Annotated in this window: 19 protein-coding genes; 10 read left to right on the top strand and 9 right to left on the bottom strand. The window is 41.4% G+C overall.

What is annotated here, in order from left to right; translation table 11 throughout:
* The first annotated feature begins 21 nt into the window (after positions 1–21).
* From Q0017_RS03330 to Q0017_RS03315, 4 genes are all read left to right on the top strand, one after another.
* The gene (locus tag Q0017_RS03330) at positions 22–2,010 is read left to right on the top strand and encodes an ATP-dependent helicase (protein ID WP_298142655.1); all 1,989 of its coding nucleotides are present in this window, start codon (positions 22–24) and stop codon (positions 2,008–2,010) included.
* 78 nt (positions 2,011–2,088) lie between these two features.
* Complete coding sequence (locus Q0017_RS03325) at positions 2,089–2,337, top strand: RNA-binding protein (RefSeq protein ID WP_297426971.1); 249 nt, start codon at positions 2,089–2,091, stop codon at positions 2,335–2,337.
* A gap of 161 nt (positions 2,338–2,498) precedes the next feature.
* Positions 2,499–3,002, top strand: coding sequence for a DUF6586 family protein (locus Q0017_RS03320; protein ID WP_298142652.1), 504 nt, complete (start codon positions 2,499–2,501; stop codon positions 3,000–3,002).
* Between the two features lie 97 nt (positions 3,003–3,099).
* The gene (locus Q0017_RS03315; RefSeq protein ID WP_298142649.1) at positions 3,100–3,378 is read left to right on the top strand and encodes a hypothetical protein; all 279 of its coding nucleotides are present in this window, start codon (positions 3,100–3,102) and stop codon (positions 3,376–3,378) included.
* A 26-nt stretch (positions 3,379–3,404) separates the two neighbouring features.
* Here Q0017_RS03315 and Q0017_RS03310 read toward each other — a convergent pair whose 3' ends face one another.
* From Q0017_RS03310 to Q0017_RS03290, 5 genes are all read right to left on the bottom strand, one after another.
* Entirely contained in the window at positions 3,405–3,620 is a 216-nt protein-coding gene (locus tag Q0017_RS03310; RefSeq protein WP_298142647.1) for a hypothetical protein, read from the bottom strand.
* A 57-nt stretch (positions 3,621–3,677) separates the two neighbouring features.
* On the bottom strand, positions 3,678–5,393 hold the full coding sequence (locus tag Q0017_RS03305; protein ID WP_298142644.1) for a cation:proton antiporter: 1,716 nt from the start codon (positions 5,391–5,393) through the stop codon (positions 3,678–3,680).
* Between the two features lie 144 nt (positions 5,394–5,537).
* On the bottom strand, positions 5,538–5,693 hold the full coding sequence (rpmG, locus tag Q0017_RS03300; protein WP_003654787.1) for a 50S ribosomal protein L33: 156 nt from the start codon (positions 5,691–5,693) through the stop codon (positions 5,538–5,540).
* A 12-nt stretch (positions 5,694–5,705) separates the two neighbouring features.
* Positions 5,706–5,942: a 50S ribosomal protein L28 gene (rpmB, locus tag Q0017_RS03295; RefSeq protein WP_000048256.1), complete on the bottom strand. Its 237-nt coding sequence runs from the start codon at positions 5,940–5,942 to the stop codon at positions 5,706–5,708.
* Positions 5,943–6,105: 163 nt separating this feature from the next.
* On the bottom strand, positions 6,106–7,554 hold the full coding sequence (locus Q0017_RS03290; RefSeq protein WP_298142639.1) for a coniferyl aldehyde dehydrogenase: 1,449 nt from the start codon (positions 7,552–7,554) through the stop codon (positions 6,106–6,108).
* Between the two features lie 111 nt (positions 7,555–7,665).
* Here Q0017_RS03290 and Q0017_RS03285 point away from each other — a divergent pair, with 111 nt between their 5' ends.
* The 5 genes from Q0017_RS03285 to Q0017_RS03265 all read left to right on the top strand — a co-directional run bounded on the left by Q0017_RS03285 (position 7,666) and on the right by Q0017_RS03265 (position 11,371).
* Entirely contained in the window at positions 7,666–8,364 is a 699-nt protein-coding gene (locus Q0017_RS03285; protein WP_298142636.1) for a TetR/AcrR family transcriptional regulator, read from the top strand.
* Between the two features lie 80 nt (positions 8,365–8,444).
* Positions 8,445–9,311, top strand: coding sequence for a formyltetrahydrofolate deformylase (gene purU / locus Q0017_RS03280; protein WP_298142633.1), 867 nt, complete (start codon positions 8,445–8,447; stop codon positions 9,309–9,311).
* A gap of 205 nt (positions 9,312–9,516) precedes the next feature.
* Positions 9,517–10,326, top strand: coding sequence for a TonB family protein (locus Q0017_RS03275; protein ID WP_298142630.1), 810 nt, complete (start codon positions 9,517–9,519; stop codon positions 10,324–10,326).
* Between the two features lie 20 nt (positions 10,327–10,346).
* A complete protein-coding gene (locus Q0017_RS03270; RefSeq protein WP_297426944.1) occupies positions 10,347–10,967 on the top strand; it encodes a MotA/TolQ/ExbB proton channel family protein in 621 nt (206 codons plus the stop codon).
* Positions 10,967–11,371 (top strand): biopolymer transporter ExbD, encoded by a 405-nt coding sequence (locus Q0017_RS03265; protein WP_298142627.1) that lies wholly within the window; start codon positions 10,967–10,969, stop codon positions 11,369–11,371. Before Q0017_RS03270 ends, Q0017_RS03265 begins: the two co-directional genes overlap by 1 nt.
* 45 nt (positions 11,372–11,416) lie before the next feature.
* On the opposite strand, the gene Q0017_RS03260 is transcribed toward Q0017_RS03265, so the two are convergent.
* Positions 11,417–12,664, bottom strand: coding sequence for a YhjD/YihY/BrkB family envelope integrity protein (locus Q0017_RS03260; protein ID WP_298142734.1), 1,248 nt, complete (start codon positions 12,662–12,664; stop codon positions 11,417–11,419).
* A gap of 105 nt (positions 12,665–12,769) precedes the next feature.
* On the opposite strand from Q0017_RS03260, the gene wrbA reads away from it, so the two are divergent.
* On the top strand, positions 12,770–13,369 hold the full coding sequence (wrbA, locus tag Q0017_RS03255) for an NAD(P)H:quinone oxidoreductase (protein ID WP_298142624.1): 600 nt from the start codon (positions 12,770–12,772) through the stop codon (positions 13,367–13,369).
* Between the two features lie 19 nt (positions 13,370–13,388).
* Here wrbA and Q0017_RS03250 read toward each other — a convergent pair whose 3' ends face one another.
* From Q0017_RS03250 to Q0017_RS03240, 3 genes are all read right to left on the bottom strand, one after another.
* On the bottom strand, positions 13,389–13,784 hold the full coding sequence (locus tag Q0017_RS03250; protein ID WP_298142621.1) for a hypothetical protein: 396 nt from the start codon (positions 13,782–13,784) through the stop codon (positions 13,389–13,391).
* A gap of 138 nt (positions 13,785–13,922) precedes the next feature.
* Positions 13,923–14,498: a xanthine phosphoribosyltransferase gene (locus tag Q0017_RS03245; RefSeq protein ID WP_298142618.1), complete on the bottom strand. Its 576-nt coding sequence runs from the start codon at positions 14,496–14,498 to the stop codon at positions 13,923–13,925.
* A 76-nt stretch (positions 14,499–14,574) separates the two neighbouring features.
* Complete coding sequence (locus Q0017_RS03240; protein WP_298142616.1) at positions 14,575–15,279, bottom strand: DUF3108 domain-containing protein; 705 nt, start codon at positions 15,277–15,279, stop codon at positions 14,575–14,577.
* Between the last annotated feature and the right edge of the window lie 56 nt (positions 15,280–15,335).

Genomic DNA, 15,335 nt, shown 5'->3' with positions numbered 1-15,335 from the left:
ATGCCCCACAGATGCTATGCCATGAGTTTAGATGCTTTAATTGATGAATTAAACCCACAACAACAACACGCTGCGACCACCCAAGCACAGCATAGTTTGGTTTTGGCAGGGGCAGGCTGTGGCAAAACCAAAACCATTGTGGCACGCGCAGCATATTTAATTACACAAGGCGTACCTGCCAATCAAATCCAAATTCTGACCTTTACCCGCCGTGCAGCAAGTGAAATTGTGGCACGAGTAGAATTGGCTTTAGGTGACGCGGCCAAAGGCCTACGTGCTTCAACCTTTCATACTTTTTGTATGTATTTGTTGCGCCGTGTGCCACAAGCATTTGGCTTAGAGAGTTTTACCATTATTGATCGTGATGATCAGTTAATGATGTTTCGCTTAATTCGTGGAAAAGACGATAAAAAAAATCCGAATGCTTTGCCTGCGCCTAAAGATCTTTGTGATTTGTATTCATTAACGCGTAATACACAGCAAAAATTGTCGCATACCTTGCAACTGCATATGCCGGAATTTGAGCTGTATCATGGGCAAATTGCCGAGATCATGCAAGAGTACGAAAAACGCAAACGTGAGCGTCATTTTTTAGACTACGATGATATTTTGGCGATTGTGGCAGCGGCTTTAGCGCAATCTGAAGGCTTGGTCGATTACGTGGCAGGTCTTTGCCAACATATGCTCGTTGACGAGATGCAAGACACGAATCCCCTACAATGGGCTTTATTAGAACCTTTAAAGGATCGCATTTCGCTGTTTTGTGTAGGTGATGATGCGCAATCCATTTATGGTTTTCGTGGTGCAGACTTTGAAAATATTCATCATTTTAAAGACCGTGTACCCAACGCACATATTTATAAACTTGAACAGAACTATCGCTCTACCCAAGAAATTTTAGATTTATCCAATTGGTTATTACAGCGTAGCCCAATTGATTACAATAAACGCTTAGAGGCGCATCGTGGAGTTGGGGTCAAGCCTAAATTGCATATTTTCCCCAATGAATTTGATGAAGCCAAGTGGATTGCTATTGATATTAAAGAGCGGTATTTTTTAAACCATGCGCCGTGGCGTGATCATATGGTGTTGGTACGCTCAAGCTTTGCTGCACGCGCCATTGAAGCCGCTTGTATTGCTGCCAATGTGCCGTATCGTTTTATTGGTGGAATGAAATTGCTTGAAACCGCGCATGTAAAAGACTTAATTAGCTTGTTGCGCGTGGTGGCCAATCCCATGGACGACATTGCATGGATGCGCTTTTTAACCCTGTGGCCGGGAGTGGGTGATGTTGGTGCAAGCCGTTTAGCCCAAAAGCTGTTGCAAGCGAGCAATATGGATGACGTATTTAGCGCGCTGGAAAATTTTGGCAAGGTTCCCTTACAAGCGATTTTAATCATGAAGCAAATGCAAGCCATTCGCCATGAAGTGCAGCATTGCGTGACTTTAGGGGTGCAAGCCTTAGAACAACAATTGAGTGATAACTACAAAAAAGATTGGCATAAACGCCAAGGCGATTTTGAGTTGGTCAAACAATTGGCCAATAAGCACACTCAACTGAGCGAGTTTTTAGAAGAATACGTGCTTGATCCGGTTTCTATTTCAGAAATCGAGCGTCAATCCGACACCGATGTGGTGACTTTAATTACCATTCACTCGGCCAAAGGTACAGAGCAAAAAGTTTGTTATGTGGCCAATGTGTCGGCAGGGCAATATCCACATGCACGCGCCCAAGGCGATTTTGATCAAATTGAAGAAGAACGCCGTGTGTTGTATGTGGCACTGACCCGTGCGCAAAATGAATTAATTTTGACCAAGCAAAATTTAAGTCATTGGGCAGTCACGAAAGTGGATGAGCAAGGGCGTAAACTCGAGAGCTATTTTTTCAATGAACTCAGTCATTTGTTGTGTGACATACAAACCCATGCACGTCCGCGTCAGCAAAGTGTAAAAAGCGCATTAATTGAACGTCAGTCGATTAATTTAGATTTTGGCATTAATCTCGATTAAACTACGCCTATTGCGCCATTCAAAAAGTAACTTAGGCAGCTGCTTTTTGGTATTTTTTGCCTATTTTAAGGTTGTAAGATGAAAATTTTAGTTCGTAATTTAGAACGTACGGTTGAAGAAGCGGAGTTACTTAAATTATTCCAAGCATACGGCAAAGTGGATGTATGTAACTTAGTGCTTGATGCAGCAACAGGTAAATCAAAAGGCTTTGCTTTTGTGGAAATGCCAAATCCACGTGAAGCGATTAAAGCCATCAAAGGTTTAAATACTTTGCGTTTACACGGGCATGGTATTCGTGTCAAAGCAGCAGAAGATAAACCTGCTTAAATAAAAAAGGAGCATTTGCTCCTTTTTTTATGCTTAAAAATGAGTAAATGCGAGAAAAATAAAACGCTTATCTTGTGATCATTCATAGAATTTGATTGTCAAATAGTTGCACAGCCTTTAAGTTAGAAGCGCCAAAATCTAAAAAAATTCAAGGAACTCTCATGTCTCGAGTTGCGCGCTTTCATGCCGACCGTACCAATCAAAAACTATATTTTACGCGTTTAGCTTGCCAACAAGCAGAACAAGGCGAAAACCTACAACAAGCGCAAGCACAGCGTGAAGCGGCGGTATTTCATTTACACGGTGCACTGCTGGCATTTTTACAAGAATTAAGCCGTTATTATCGTTTAAATGAAACACAGCCAACCTTTAAATCTATTGAAGAGGCAATGGCGGCTAAAGGTCAAGTCTCGCCTGAAATTGTAGTACTTAAACAACTCGCTCAAGATGGTTTTATTGCCGAGCTTAAACGCGCCTATCGTTTAGCGCAGTATGCACCTGAGCCATCTGCACCTGAACCTGAAAATGAAACCTCTTCAAATTTAATTATTAAAGTCACTCAAAGCCCACAAGCATGGTTACCCGATAGCAAAATTTTACGTGAATGGCAGCGTGAGCTGACTGAATTGATTGAGGGTTTTCGTAACGAGATGGTAGAATTTTAAGGCTTGAACTTGTAAGTTAAAGCTTTGACCCAATCTTAACCCTACAGTCAGCAATGTAAGTCTTGGTGTTTGCCACCATGTTGACCATGGAGGAACGATGTCTATTGAGCAATTAAAGCAATTATTTGGTAATCAAGAAGCCATTTTAGAATTGGTTCAGCTTGAAAGTGGTGAATTGGCATTGCGTAATGCAGGTTCAGAAGAACAGCCTTTAGTGACCATACAATTTAATGATGAAGTCAAAGCCTTATTGGGTGAACATACGGCTGTAGTGGCACAAAGCATGGTGCAGGCAGCTTTATTTGGCTTGATCGAACAACAAATGAAAGAGATGCAAGCCCATATTGTGGATGAAAAGCCTAAATTGATGAGCTAAAAAAAACGCGCCTTGAGGCGCGTTTTTTAATTTGCTGTACTCATGAATATTATAAAGAGGGCTGCCAATTGCAAGAAAAAGGGATTTTTTGCTTCAGACCAATGCAACGCAATAAATGCAATGCTCACAGGCCAAAACAATAAGCAACCCAAACCCCAAAGTAGACTTGTTCTAAGGGCAGCAATTAATATTCCTATACCACCAACAATAAAAAGGATGAGTCCCAAATAAAAAATGATCATAAAAATACCTAAAAAATAAGGCTGCCCTAGACAACCTTATTGATGTTTAAAACCAAATTAATGACTCGGTGCCTGATGATGTGCCAATTGAATTTGGTTTAAAATATGATCGCTCATATTGTTGGCCATTTCTTCTTTTGCATAATACACATCGCCAATATTGTCACGACGAATCACTTCAGCTTCTTCTTTACTTTCGGCACACAATAACACTTGAATTTGTGGATTTAAGGTTTTGGCAATATCCACAATCTTATGAATGTCGATAATATCCATAGGCGAGAGTACCAAAAGCCGTGCATGTTGAATATGTGCTTGAATTAACACGCTTGGTTCTGTGGCAACGCCTGAGACAGCGGCAATGCCTTTTTCACGTAAGCGTTCTACAATCTCGCGGTTTTCTTCAGCAATCACCACTTTAATGTCATTTTGCATTAAGGTTCGGGTAATACGACGTCCGACCTCACCATGTCCAACCAAGACTACTTGATCACGTAAGTAATCTTGTGAAACTTCATCGGGTAGCATGGCCAAAGGATCGCTGCTGCGTTCAAGTAAACGCGCCAAATATGAGCGTTCACGAATCCAACGTTGTACCGGCTCAATGGCAGAGAATAAAAAGCTGTTGAGGGTAATTGAAATAAGCGCACCGGCTAAAATCAAGTTTTGACCTTCAAGACTCAATAGTCCTAAGGACACGCCAAGCGCCGCTAAAATAAAGGAAAATTCACCAATTTGAGCCAGTGATGCCCCAACTGTTAAGGCGGTGTTAATTGGATAGCGGAAAAACAGCACCAATGCCATAGCAGCAATGGTTTTACCCACCATAATAATGCCAACTACAGCAAGCACATGTAAGGGTTCTTCTAATAAAATACGTGGGTCAAACAACATCCCCACAGCCACAAAGAACAAAATGGCAAAAATTTCACGTAGTGGTAGGGTTTCTTCTTCAGCACGATGGCTAAAATCAGACTCTTTGACCACCATACCCGCAAAAAAAGCACCCAACGCCATAGATACGCCAAAAACTTTATATGCACCAAAGGCAATGGATACTGCAGCGGCCACCACGGTTAAAGTAAATAATTCACGAGAACCTAAGCGTGCCACAAGCTGCATAATAAATGGTACGACACGTTTACCAACAATTAGCATAAAGGCAATAAAGCCAATCACTTTGACTAAAGTGATGCCAAGGGTTAGCCAAATATTTGCATCATTTGAACCCTCTACAGCTTGACCACCCAATAACACTGCGGTTGCTGGCAATAACACTAAAGCCAACACCATGACCAAGTCTTCAACCAGTAGCCAACCGACAGCAATCTTACCATTGACCGATTCAAGTAAACCGCGATCGCCTAAGGCTTTAAGGAGCACTACAGTACTGGCACACGAAAGACTCAAGCCAAAAATCAGCGCTGAGCCAAAGCTCCAACCCCACATCATGGAAACGCCAATCCCCAATAAAGTGGCCACCGCAATTTGTAAGATGGCACCGGGCAGGGCAATACGTTTGACTTGCATTAAATCATTTAATGAAAAATGCATCCCTACGCCAAACATCAAAAACATTACGCCAAGCTCAGCCAATTGGTTGGCAAGTGCGATGTCTCCCACCATGCCTGGGGTATTGGGGCTAATTAAGATACCAGCCACCAAATAACCAATGAGTGGAGGTAAACGTAAGCGTGCCGCAATATAGCCAAATACAAGGGCTAAACCAAAGCCAACAGCAAGTAAAATAATCAGATCTACGTCATGAGGCACTAAATACTCCTTAAAGGGATGTTAAGGCTAAAAAACAAAAGCATGAAAAATGCCAATAAAATAAGGCAAAAGTGTAACAACTTGGGTAAAAAAAGTGCAAAAAAAAACGACCCCAAAGGAGTCGTTTTTTTAAGATAACTAAAATTATTTAATTTTAGCTTCTTTGAAGATTACGTGCTGACGGATTTTTGGATCAAATTTTTTGATTTCCATTTTTTCCGGCATAGTACGTTTGTTCTTAGTCGTGGTATAGAAGTAACCTGTACCAGCTGTAGAAACTAGACGAATCTTATCACGCATTGTAAGGACTCCTTAGATCTTTTGGCCTTGAGCACGAAGATCAGCAACAACCTTTTCAATGCCCAATTTATCGATAATACGCATACCTTTAGTGGTTAAACGAAGACGTACAAAACGTTTTTCGCTTTCTAACCAGAAACGGTGGTGGTGCAGGTTCGGCTCGAACCGGCGTTTAGTTTTGTTGTTGGCGTGTGAGACGTTGTTACCAACGACTGGACGCTTGCCGGTAACTTGGCAAACCTTAGACATGGTGTAACTCCAATGATTTAGCCAACAGCAAATCTGTTTGGCCAGTCAAAAATAAAGGATGAATTCATTCAAGGGGCGTTTTATATCAAAAATGCGCTTAAAAGACAAGCGATTTTAAATAAAACAAGGCATGACCCTGTCTGATAGGTTATGCCTTAATCACTTAACGCAATAGAAGCTTCGAAATCAGTTTATGAATCGGCTTATTAAAGGGCGGTAAAATAAATTTTAAACTATACAGCTTAGGATTTGACATTACCGACCGTTCATGCGACAAACTGAAGAAACCTTCAGGACCGTGATATTTTCCCATACCAGATGCACCGACGCCACCAAAAGGTAGATCATCTTGTGCGACATGGGTAATCACCGTATTTTGTCCAAAGTGCCCTGAATGGGTACGCTGCGCGACATAATTCGCGCGAGCGCGGTTAAAGTCGAAGTAGTATAATGCAAGTGGACGCGGACGGCTATTAATAAAGTCAATTACATCGTCAATTTGTTCATATTCTAGTATGGGAAGTAGGGGCCCAAAGATCTCTTCTTGCATGATTTTCATGTCCTGAGTGACATTAGTAAGCAAGGTGGGTGCCAGTTTTCTTGTGGTGCTTAAATCTTCTTTTTCTTTATAAATTTCAATGATTTTAGCTCCTTTTTCTTGCGCATCTTTTAGGTAGTTTTGCAAGCGTTGGTGCTGTTTGTCATTGATAATAGCGGTGTAATCTTGATTGTCTTTAAAGCTTGGATACATTTTGTTCACATAAGCTTTGAAGTGTTCAATAAAGGCTTCAGTTTTGCCTTTTGGCAAGAACATATAGTCCGGTGCGACACAAGTTTGACCTGCATTCCACAGTTTTCCTGCGGCAATACGCTCGGCCACATCTTGAATATTCATTGAAGAATGAACTAACACAGGTGACTTACCACCCAACTCTAAAATCACCGGCACAAGGTTTTCAGAAGCCGCTTTCATAACGGTTTTACCCACGGCTGTTGAGCCGGTAAAAATCATTTTATCAAAAGCTAAATGACAAAATGCGTCTGAAATTGCTCCGCCGCCATTGACCACAGCCACTAAATCTTGTGGGAAAGCTTCTGATAAAGCACGCTCTAGCACCCGACCAAAATGACTGGATGAGCTTGAAACTTTGATCATGGCATGGTTGCCAGCTGCCAAAGCGCAAATTAACGGCCCAATAGACAGTAAAAGTGGGTAGTTCCACGGGGCAATAATCCCAATCACGCCCAAAGGTTGATATTCCACCCACCCTTTGGCGGGTTGGTGAATTAATGCAATGCGACGCTTAGATGGTTTCATCCATTTGCTGATGTGCTTGGAATAGTATTTAATTTGTTCTAAGCAGGTCAGGAGTTCGCCAATTTTGGTTTCGCCAATTGAACGATTGCCGTAGTCTTTGTTAATGGCATCGGCAAACTGATCTTGGTATTTGAGTAAAATACGCTTTAAACGAGCCAAACGCTCAATACGCTCATGTGCACTTGATAAAGGATGACGCAAATACGCCTGCTTCTGCAGTGCCAAAATATCTTGTAAATGCTGTAGATTAAAACCTTGAGCGGTCATCGACGTTGTTTTTGTTTGACTGTTCATGACGTGATACCATAAAACGAAAGCAAGAGTAAAATTTTTAGAGTATTTGCTCTAATTGTCAAGCAGCTTTATGTTGTCTACTTGGTTATTTTTTTGAAAACGGTTTAGCGCATGTCTCATTTAAAAACATTGAAGACCAAAGAACGGATTTTGCAGTTAAGTTTGCAATTGTTTAATGAGCGCGGTGAGCGTTCGGTAACCACAAACCATATCGCAGCTGAACTCAAAATGAGTCCGGGCAATTTGTATTATCACTTTCGTAATAAAAATGAAATTATCAAAGAGCTGATGGCACAGTATCAACAGCAAACTTTAGATATGTTGGCACTGCCTAAAGATCGTGTCTTAGATGCCAATGATAAAATTGGCTATTTCCAAGTATTAAGCAGTCAGCTGTGGGCTTACCGATTTTTACATCGTGATGTTTATCATTTGGTAGAAAATAACGAAGATTTTAAACAGATGTATCCTGAATTTGCCAATAAGGTGATGCAGCAGGGACAAAAAATTTATAAAGCTTTTGTGCAAGCAGGTTTAATGCACATGACCGATTCTGAAATTGAAGCACTCACGATCAATTTATGGATTGTGCTGACCAATTGGACTAATTTTTTGTATATGTCGGGGCATTTAAGTGATTCTAACCATTTAGAAGAAAAGTGGGTCTGGCAAGCACTACGTCAAATGTTGTTTTTAGAAGGGGCTTATTTGCGTGGGGAGAGTCGTAGCACCTATGAAAGTTTGATGCACAGCTTAGGTCCATCACAATTATTTGCTCATCTTTCAACGACTCAAAGCCCTAAGACCTAATCTACTATTTAGAAAGCTGAGCAAACACGTTAGAATGTTCGGCTTATTTTTTTATTAGTTTACGAGTGCGATCAACCACCATGAATATGAGTACTGCTAACACAGCACGTTTACTGATTACTTGTGAAGATAAGCCAGGAATCGTGCAGGCTGTATCGAGCTTTTTGTATCATCAAGGAGCAAATATTACCGCGCTTGATCAATACGCAACCGAAGCTCAAGGCGGACGTTATTTCATGCGTGTTGAGTTTGAGTTAGATCATTTACAAAGCCGCAAAGAAAGTATTTCACAGACCTTTGCTTCAAATGTTGCACAACGCTACAACATGCAATGGCGTTTGGCATTAGTAAGTGATGTGAAGAAGGTGGGTATTTTAGTATCTAAAGTCGATCATGCATTGCTTGAGTTGCTTTGGCGCCATGCACGTGGTGGTTTACCTTGTGAAATCACCAAAGTGGTGTCGAATCATGAAACCTTGCGTGAATCTGTAGAAAACTTTGGTATTCCATTTGAAGTGGTGCCAGTGACTAAAGATAACAAACGTGAAGCTTATGACAAAATTGATGAATTGATGCAAGGCAACGATTTATTGGTATTGGCACGTTATATGCAAATTCTTGATGAAGCGTTTGTGGCGAAGTGGGAAATGAAAGTGATCAATATTCACCATTCATTCTTACCGGCATTTGTGGGCGCTAACCCTTATAAGCAAGCGTATGAAAAGGGCGTGAAACTAATTGGTGCAACAGCACACTACGTGACTGCTGATTTAGACCAAGGTCCGATTATTGAGCAAGATGTTGAGCGTGTGAGCCACGACTTTACCGTTGAGCAACTACGTGAGTTGGGTCAAGATGTCGAACGTAATGTTTTGGCGCGTGCTGTTAAATGGCATTTAGAAGACCGCATTATTGTAGATGGCAACAAAACTGTCGTTTTTCAATAATTAAAGTTTGCTCAGGAAAAAGGGTGTACATAAAGTAGACCCTTTTTTTGGCTTGATGATTTGAAAAATCTATGCACATGATGTAATTAAGGGTTGCAAATGAAAACACTTCTCATTTATCATGTTGCCACTTTAATTGTATGAACTGATAAGTGCATTAGATTAGATTTTAATTTATTGTGCAGTTTCAAGGTAACAGATTCTTATGAGTCAGATGTCTACACTAAGCCCTCAAACACCACACCCGATGAAAAAGAAAATAATCACGGCACTCGTGGCTGTGGCCTTGGGTCATACTGTTGTGCTATGGGGTTTAGCCCATATGAAGACGCCTGAGCTCAAACCGGTAGAAAAAGAGCCGCTAAAAGTTCGTTTTGTAAAGATTCAAGAACAGCCTAAACCTGAACTACCAAAACCAAAAGTAGAGCCAACACCGCCACCACCACCAAAAGAAGTCAAAATTGTAGATACACCACCGCCACCACCAAAAAAAGTGGAAAAAGTGGAACAAGTTAAAAAAGCAGAAACACCAAAACCTGTGGCCAAACCTGTTGAAGTAAAACCGCAACCGGTTGCACAGCCTGCGCCTGTGGTAGAAACCAAAGTGGTGGCAAAACCTGCACCTGTTGTTGTGGCTGAGCCTAAACCAGTTGCACCACCGGCTCCGCCAGCACCACCTGCGCCGCCGGCTCCACCTGCACCTCCTGCGCCACCGTCACCAAAATCAGTGTCGATTGGTGGTTCTGGAGTACAGTGGAGTCGTTCGCCAAAACCGCAATACAATAACCGAGACCTACAAGGCGAAACACGTCGTATTGTGGTCTTGATTGAAGCGGATGAAAAAGGGAATATTAAAGTTGCGCGTGTGACTCAATCGAGTGGCATTCCGGCTTTAGATGAAAAAATTCGTCGCGCTGTAATGAGTGCAAAATTCAAACCATATAAGGAAAATGGCATCGCTTATCCGATTTCGGCTTCGCAACCATTTGAATTAACGTTGAATCCTAACGGCTAACATTTATTAGGAGTTCGAATATGAACTTTTCAGTGTATTGGGAACATGCAGATGCGGTCAGTAAAACGCTGTATTTCGTGTTATTGGCGATGTCTATTGCAACATGGACAGTATTTGTGCTGCGTTTAATCGGTACACGTCAGCTTAAACAAATTGCATATGCTCAATTGTCAACGGCCTTATCGGGTTTAAAAGCCAAGTGTGCACCGTTAAATTTTGAACAACGTAAAGCGGTGGCTGAACAAGCTTTATTACGTCAAATTGCAGCAGAACGTGCTTCTGCAGACAAAGGTGTATCGGTATTAGGTACCATTGCTTCATTGGCGCCATTTGTCGGCTTATTTGGTACAGTATGGGGTATTTTCCATGCCTTGGTTGCCGTAGGTAAGAGCGGTCAAGCCGGCTTAGCACAAGTGGCAACGCCTGTGGGTGAAGCTTTAATCATGACTGGTTTTGGTTTGGCTGTGGCGATTCCTGCGGTGATTGCTTACAACATCTGCATGCGTTTTAATAAAACCTTAAACAACGAATTGCAAGATCATGCACATAGCTTGTTAATTGATACCATGTTGCAACAAGATAGCAGCGTTAAAACTGAAGCAAGTGTTGCGCAAAAAGGTTTAGTTGGAGGTCAAGCTTAATGGCTTTTCAATTGGGTGAAGACAACGATGCAGGCATGAATGAGATGAACCTCATTCCGCTTATCGATATTATGTTGGTATTGATGATCATCTTTTTGGTGACAGCCACTGTTGCTAACCCATCAATTCCATTAACTTTGCCACAAACCACTGCTGAAATTGTTGATTTACCGCCTGAGCAAATTCAAGTGAGCATCAATGCCAATGGCGATGTGGCTTGGGATGATCAAGTGGTGACTCTTGCTGAATTAGAGCAACGCTTAACAGATGCCGGTCAAGCTGAGCGTCAGCCGACGGTCATTTTAAAAGCCGACAAAGACGCACGTTATGATATGGTTGCACAAGTGATGTCTCGGGCGAGTGGAGCCGGACTCACCGATATTGCCTTTGCAACGGATAACTAAAAAAAAGCGCCCATGTGGCGCTTTTTTTAGGCTTAAAATTTAAGCTCAATCACGATCTAAAATTTTTGCCAAAGGAATTGAGAGCTTGGCGGCCAAATAGTCATCGGCATCAATTAAAGCTGGGCCTAATTTTTTCATCCATTCATCATCTGGGTGAATGTTGCCTACATCCTTACGCTGCGGCAGGGCATAGGGTAATTGACTGTAAAACTGCCAAAAATTCACTTCGTTTAAATTGCGTGACAGTACATAGTCATTGTTGTCGGTACGCTGAATCAAATTTTGCTTTTCCATTAAATCTACATAGATGGGCCAATAGCCAATTTCTTCACGTCCTAATACGTCTAAAGCTTGTGCTTCGGTCACTGGCTTGCCTAATTTTTGTTTGCGGTAAAACAATTCTAAAATATCAAGCAACATAATGAGTGGATGACGCTTTTGTTCTTTTTGCGAACTAAAAGCGGTCATTGCAAAACTGACCTCAACACCCAATAAAATAATGTTCCATGATAGGTAAATCCACAGTAAGAAAATAGGTACAGCAGCAAAAGCGCCATACACCAACTCATAACTGGTGAAATTAGACATGACAAAACCAAACAGATTTTTTAAAGCCTCAAAAACGATGGCACTAAATGCTGCCGCCACCAAAGCAGATTTAAGTGGCACATTACGATTGGGAATGGTCCAATATAAAATAAAAAAGCCAAGTAGCGTTAAGCCAAAGGAAATACACCACAGTACAAAGGCACCATTTAATTCATAACCGGCAAAGTTGTTGCTTAAAATATTCATAGATGCAACAGCAGATGAAATTACAAAAGCACTGCCCAGTAAAATCGGGCCAAGCGAAATAATGGTCCAATAGCGCATAAAGCCCATAATGCCACCACGGGTTTCTTGTACTCGCCAAATTCGATTAAACGCAGTTTCAATGCTGGTGAGCATCATTACTGTGGTAATAAATAAGAACAACACACCAATCACGGTTAAATTACTGGATTTATCAGCAAAGGCGCTTAAAGCTTTGTCAAAGGCAATGGTGGTTTTAGGCAACAAATTGCTATAGATCAGTTGTTGAATCTGTTGTCGTGCAGGTTCTAAGGCTTTAATGGATGAGATAATTACCAAAAATACCGTCAGCATCGGTACAACAGCAAACAAAGTGGTATAAGTCAGTGAGCCTGCATGATCGCGACATTGATCTGCTTCAAAACGACGAATCACAAATAACGTAAACTGGAACCAAGTGTGATCATAGAAGGGCAGTTTCTTTAAATACTTTTCTAACATAGCCAAGACATCTCAATTTTTTTAATACGTTTGTCCATTTTTCGCCTTAAGCTTAACCAAAAATGGCTAAAAATACCGTATAGTTTTCTTTTTTTGAGCTTTATTATGATAAATCAGCCTTATGTTTTGGTGCTGTATTACAGCAAATATGGCGCAACTAAACAGCTCGCCCATTTGATTGCCGATGGCATTGAAGCCACTGGTATGCAGGTTAAAATTCGTACTGTTCCCAGTGTTGCGACTGTTGTCACCGAAGCTCAAGCCAGTATTCCAGATGAAGGCGATATTTATTGTACTTTAGATGATTTAGCCAATTGTGCGGGTTTAGCTTTAGGTTCACCTACTCGTTTTGGCAATATGGCAGCTGAAATGAAATATTTTTGGGATCAAACCACCAGTTTATGGTTAAGTGGTGCATTGCACGATAAACCAGTGTGTGTGTTCACGTCATCAGGCTCGATGCATGGTGGTCAAGAAAGTACTTTATTGAGTATGTTACCGCCACTTTTTCATCATGGTATGCTCATTTTAGGCTTAAACAATGCCCATCCTGCATTATCTCATACCAAAACGGGTGGTACACCTTATGGGGTCAGTCATGTCAGTGGTGCGCGACATGATCAAAGTATCAGTGCAGATGAAAAAGCCCTGTGCATTGAGCAAGGGCGGCGTTTGGCACAGCTAGCGAAAAAGCTGTGTGCTTAATAAAGGGTGAGTCTTAGACTCACTTTTTTTGATCTGTTGAGGAATCTTGAGTAATCAGTTCAGCCTTAAAGCGCTTTTTGCACGCTAAGCAGCGAAAATCTGCAAATAAGTTACGATCTACCATAACACCGGCTTTTTTGCCCAATAAATTGCCCAAAATACCACCGGTGACACCGACGGTAATCGCACCTACAAATGTACCAATTGTGCCGCCTACAATTACACCTAAGGGTCCTGCTGCCACAGCGCCAATTGCAGCACCTGTTGAGGCACCAGTTGCTGCGCCACCCACTGTACCTGCGGTGGCACCTGCTGAGGCCGCGAGCCAACTGCCTGCGGTTTTTAAGCCACCCTCATGGTCACGTTGCTCGATTTGATCACTACCACACTTTGGACACTGCATAGGTTTTTCCATAAACGTTGAACACAACAACAGACATGAAATAATAAAGAACAATGCACAAAAAGTGTATGCTTAAATTGTCCTATCAAGATATGGCTTAAATGCTAAAGAAAAAAAAGAGCGCTTATGCACTCTTTTTTTAAGTTTGGCTTAATCGCGAACAAATTCTACACTGCCATTGCTAAGTGACTTAACACGCGCTAATGATTCTACGCGGTAGCCTTTTTCTAGCAAAATATCACGACCCGGTTGGAATGATTTTTCAATCACAATACCAATACCAACCACTTCAGCTTGAGCTTGATGAATTAAATCAGCTAAACCCAATGCAGCTTGACCATTGGCTAAAAAGTCATCAATCACAAGCACTTTGTCGCTCGCGCTAATGTGCTTGTTTGAAATTGCAATGGTGCTTTCGGTTTGCTTGGTAAAAGAGAATACTTTTGAGCGGTATAAGTCATCTTTTAACGTTAAAGATTGATACTTACGTGCAAAAATTACCGGTACATCAAGTTCAAGACCTGCCATCACCGCAGGCGCAATACCTGATGCTTCAATGGTAATAATTTTAGTAATACCGGCATCTTTAAATAAACGCGCAAATTCTTGACCAACTTGTTGCATTAATTTTGGGTCAATCTGATGGTTTAAGAATGAATCAACCTTTAAAACTTGATCAGAGAGTACAATACCTTCAGCCAAGATTTTCTGTTCTAGTGCATGCACGGGGAGTATCCTCTAAGGAGTGGGTGCTCATTTAAGCAAACGGCTATTGTAAAAAGCACCCCGAAAAATGCAAGTATTAATTGCGAGGACCTTGATAGCCAGTTAAAGATAGACCATAAGAAGTTTTACCATCTTGATGGGTGACTTTAACTGGTAAATAGTCAAGTTCGGGCGCTAACCAAAAAATCGTACCGCGATTGGGTTTAGTGGGTTTTAAGATCACTTTAACCGTATCAAAAGTGCCGTAATTGGTGCTGACACGTTCAGTACCTTGTTTGATAAAGCGGCGCGCTTCGACTTCTTTGGCATCGGCAATTAAATAACTTGATTTTAAACCTGAGCCTTTTAAATCTTCACGTAACTGCAATTCGGCATTGAGTTCATCTAAGACATTGGCTTGCCATGCAAATGAACGAGGCTTGTCATCTTTTTTAGTGTTAATCAGTTTTTTGCTTGGGTTAAATTGAATGCTCATTGTGTTGTTATGCACCAATATTTTACTGGTACGGCTAAAGCTTGAAGAGGTGATTTTGCCGTTATTCAAGCTAAAGCGGCTAGTTTCAGAGGCAGAAGCAATTCCACCGGCTTTGGCGCTAAACACATAGGTCCATGTATTGCCTGAGCGAGCTAAATTACGTGTTGCCGAGCCCATATTTTTGCCGTTATAGCTAAATTGGTAAGTAGCGTGGAATGGACTCATGGCAAACGCTGAGTTGGCACTCAACAGCAAAGCAGAAGCACTCAGCGTTGTAAGCAGCAATTTTTTTAGTGAAGTTGCCATAAGTAATATTTCCTATGCATAATATTTATACAGCAATATTATGCACTTAGATTATG

This window comes from uncultured Acinetobacter sp. (genome assembly GCF_947624825.1).
In the GTDB taxonomy this organism is placed as follows: Bacteria; Pseudomonadota; Gammaproteobacteria; order Pseudomonadales; family Moraxellaceae; genus Acinetobacter.
Note: the sequence above shows the minus strand (reverse complement) of the source record. Positions and strands in the feature narration are given on the sequence as shown.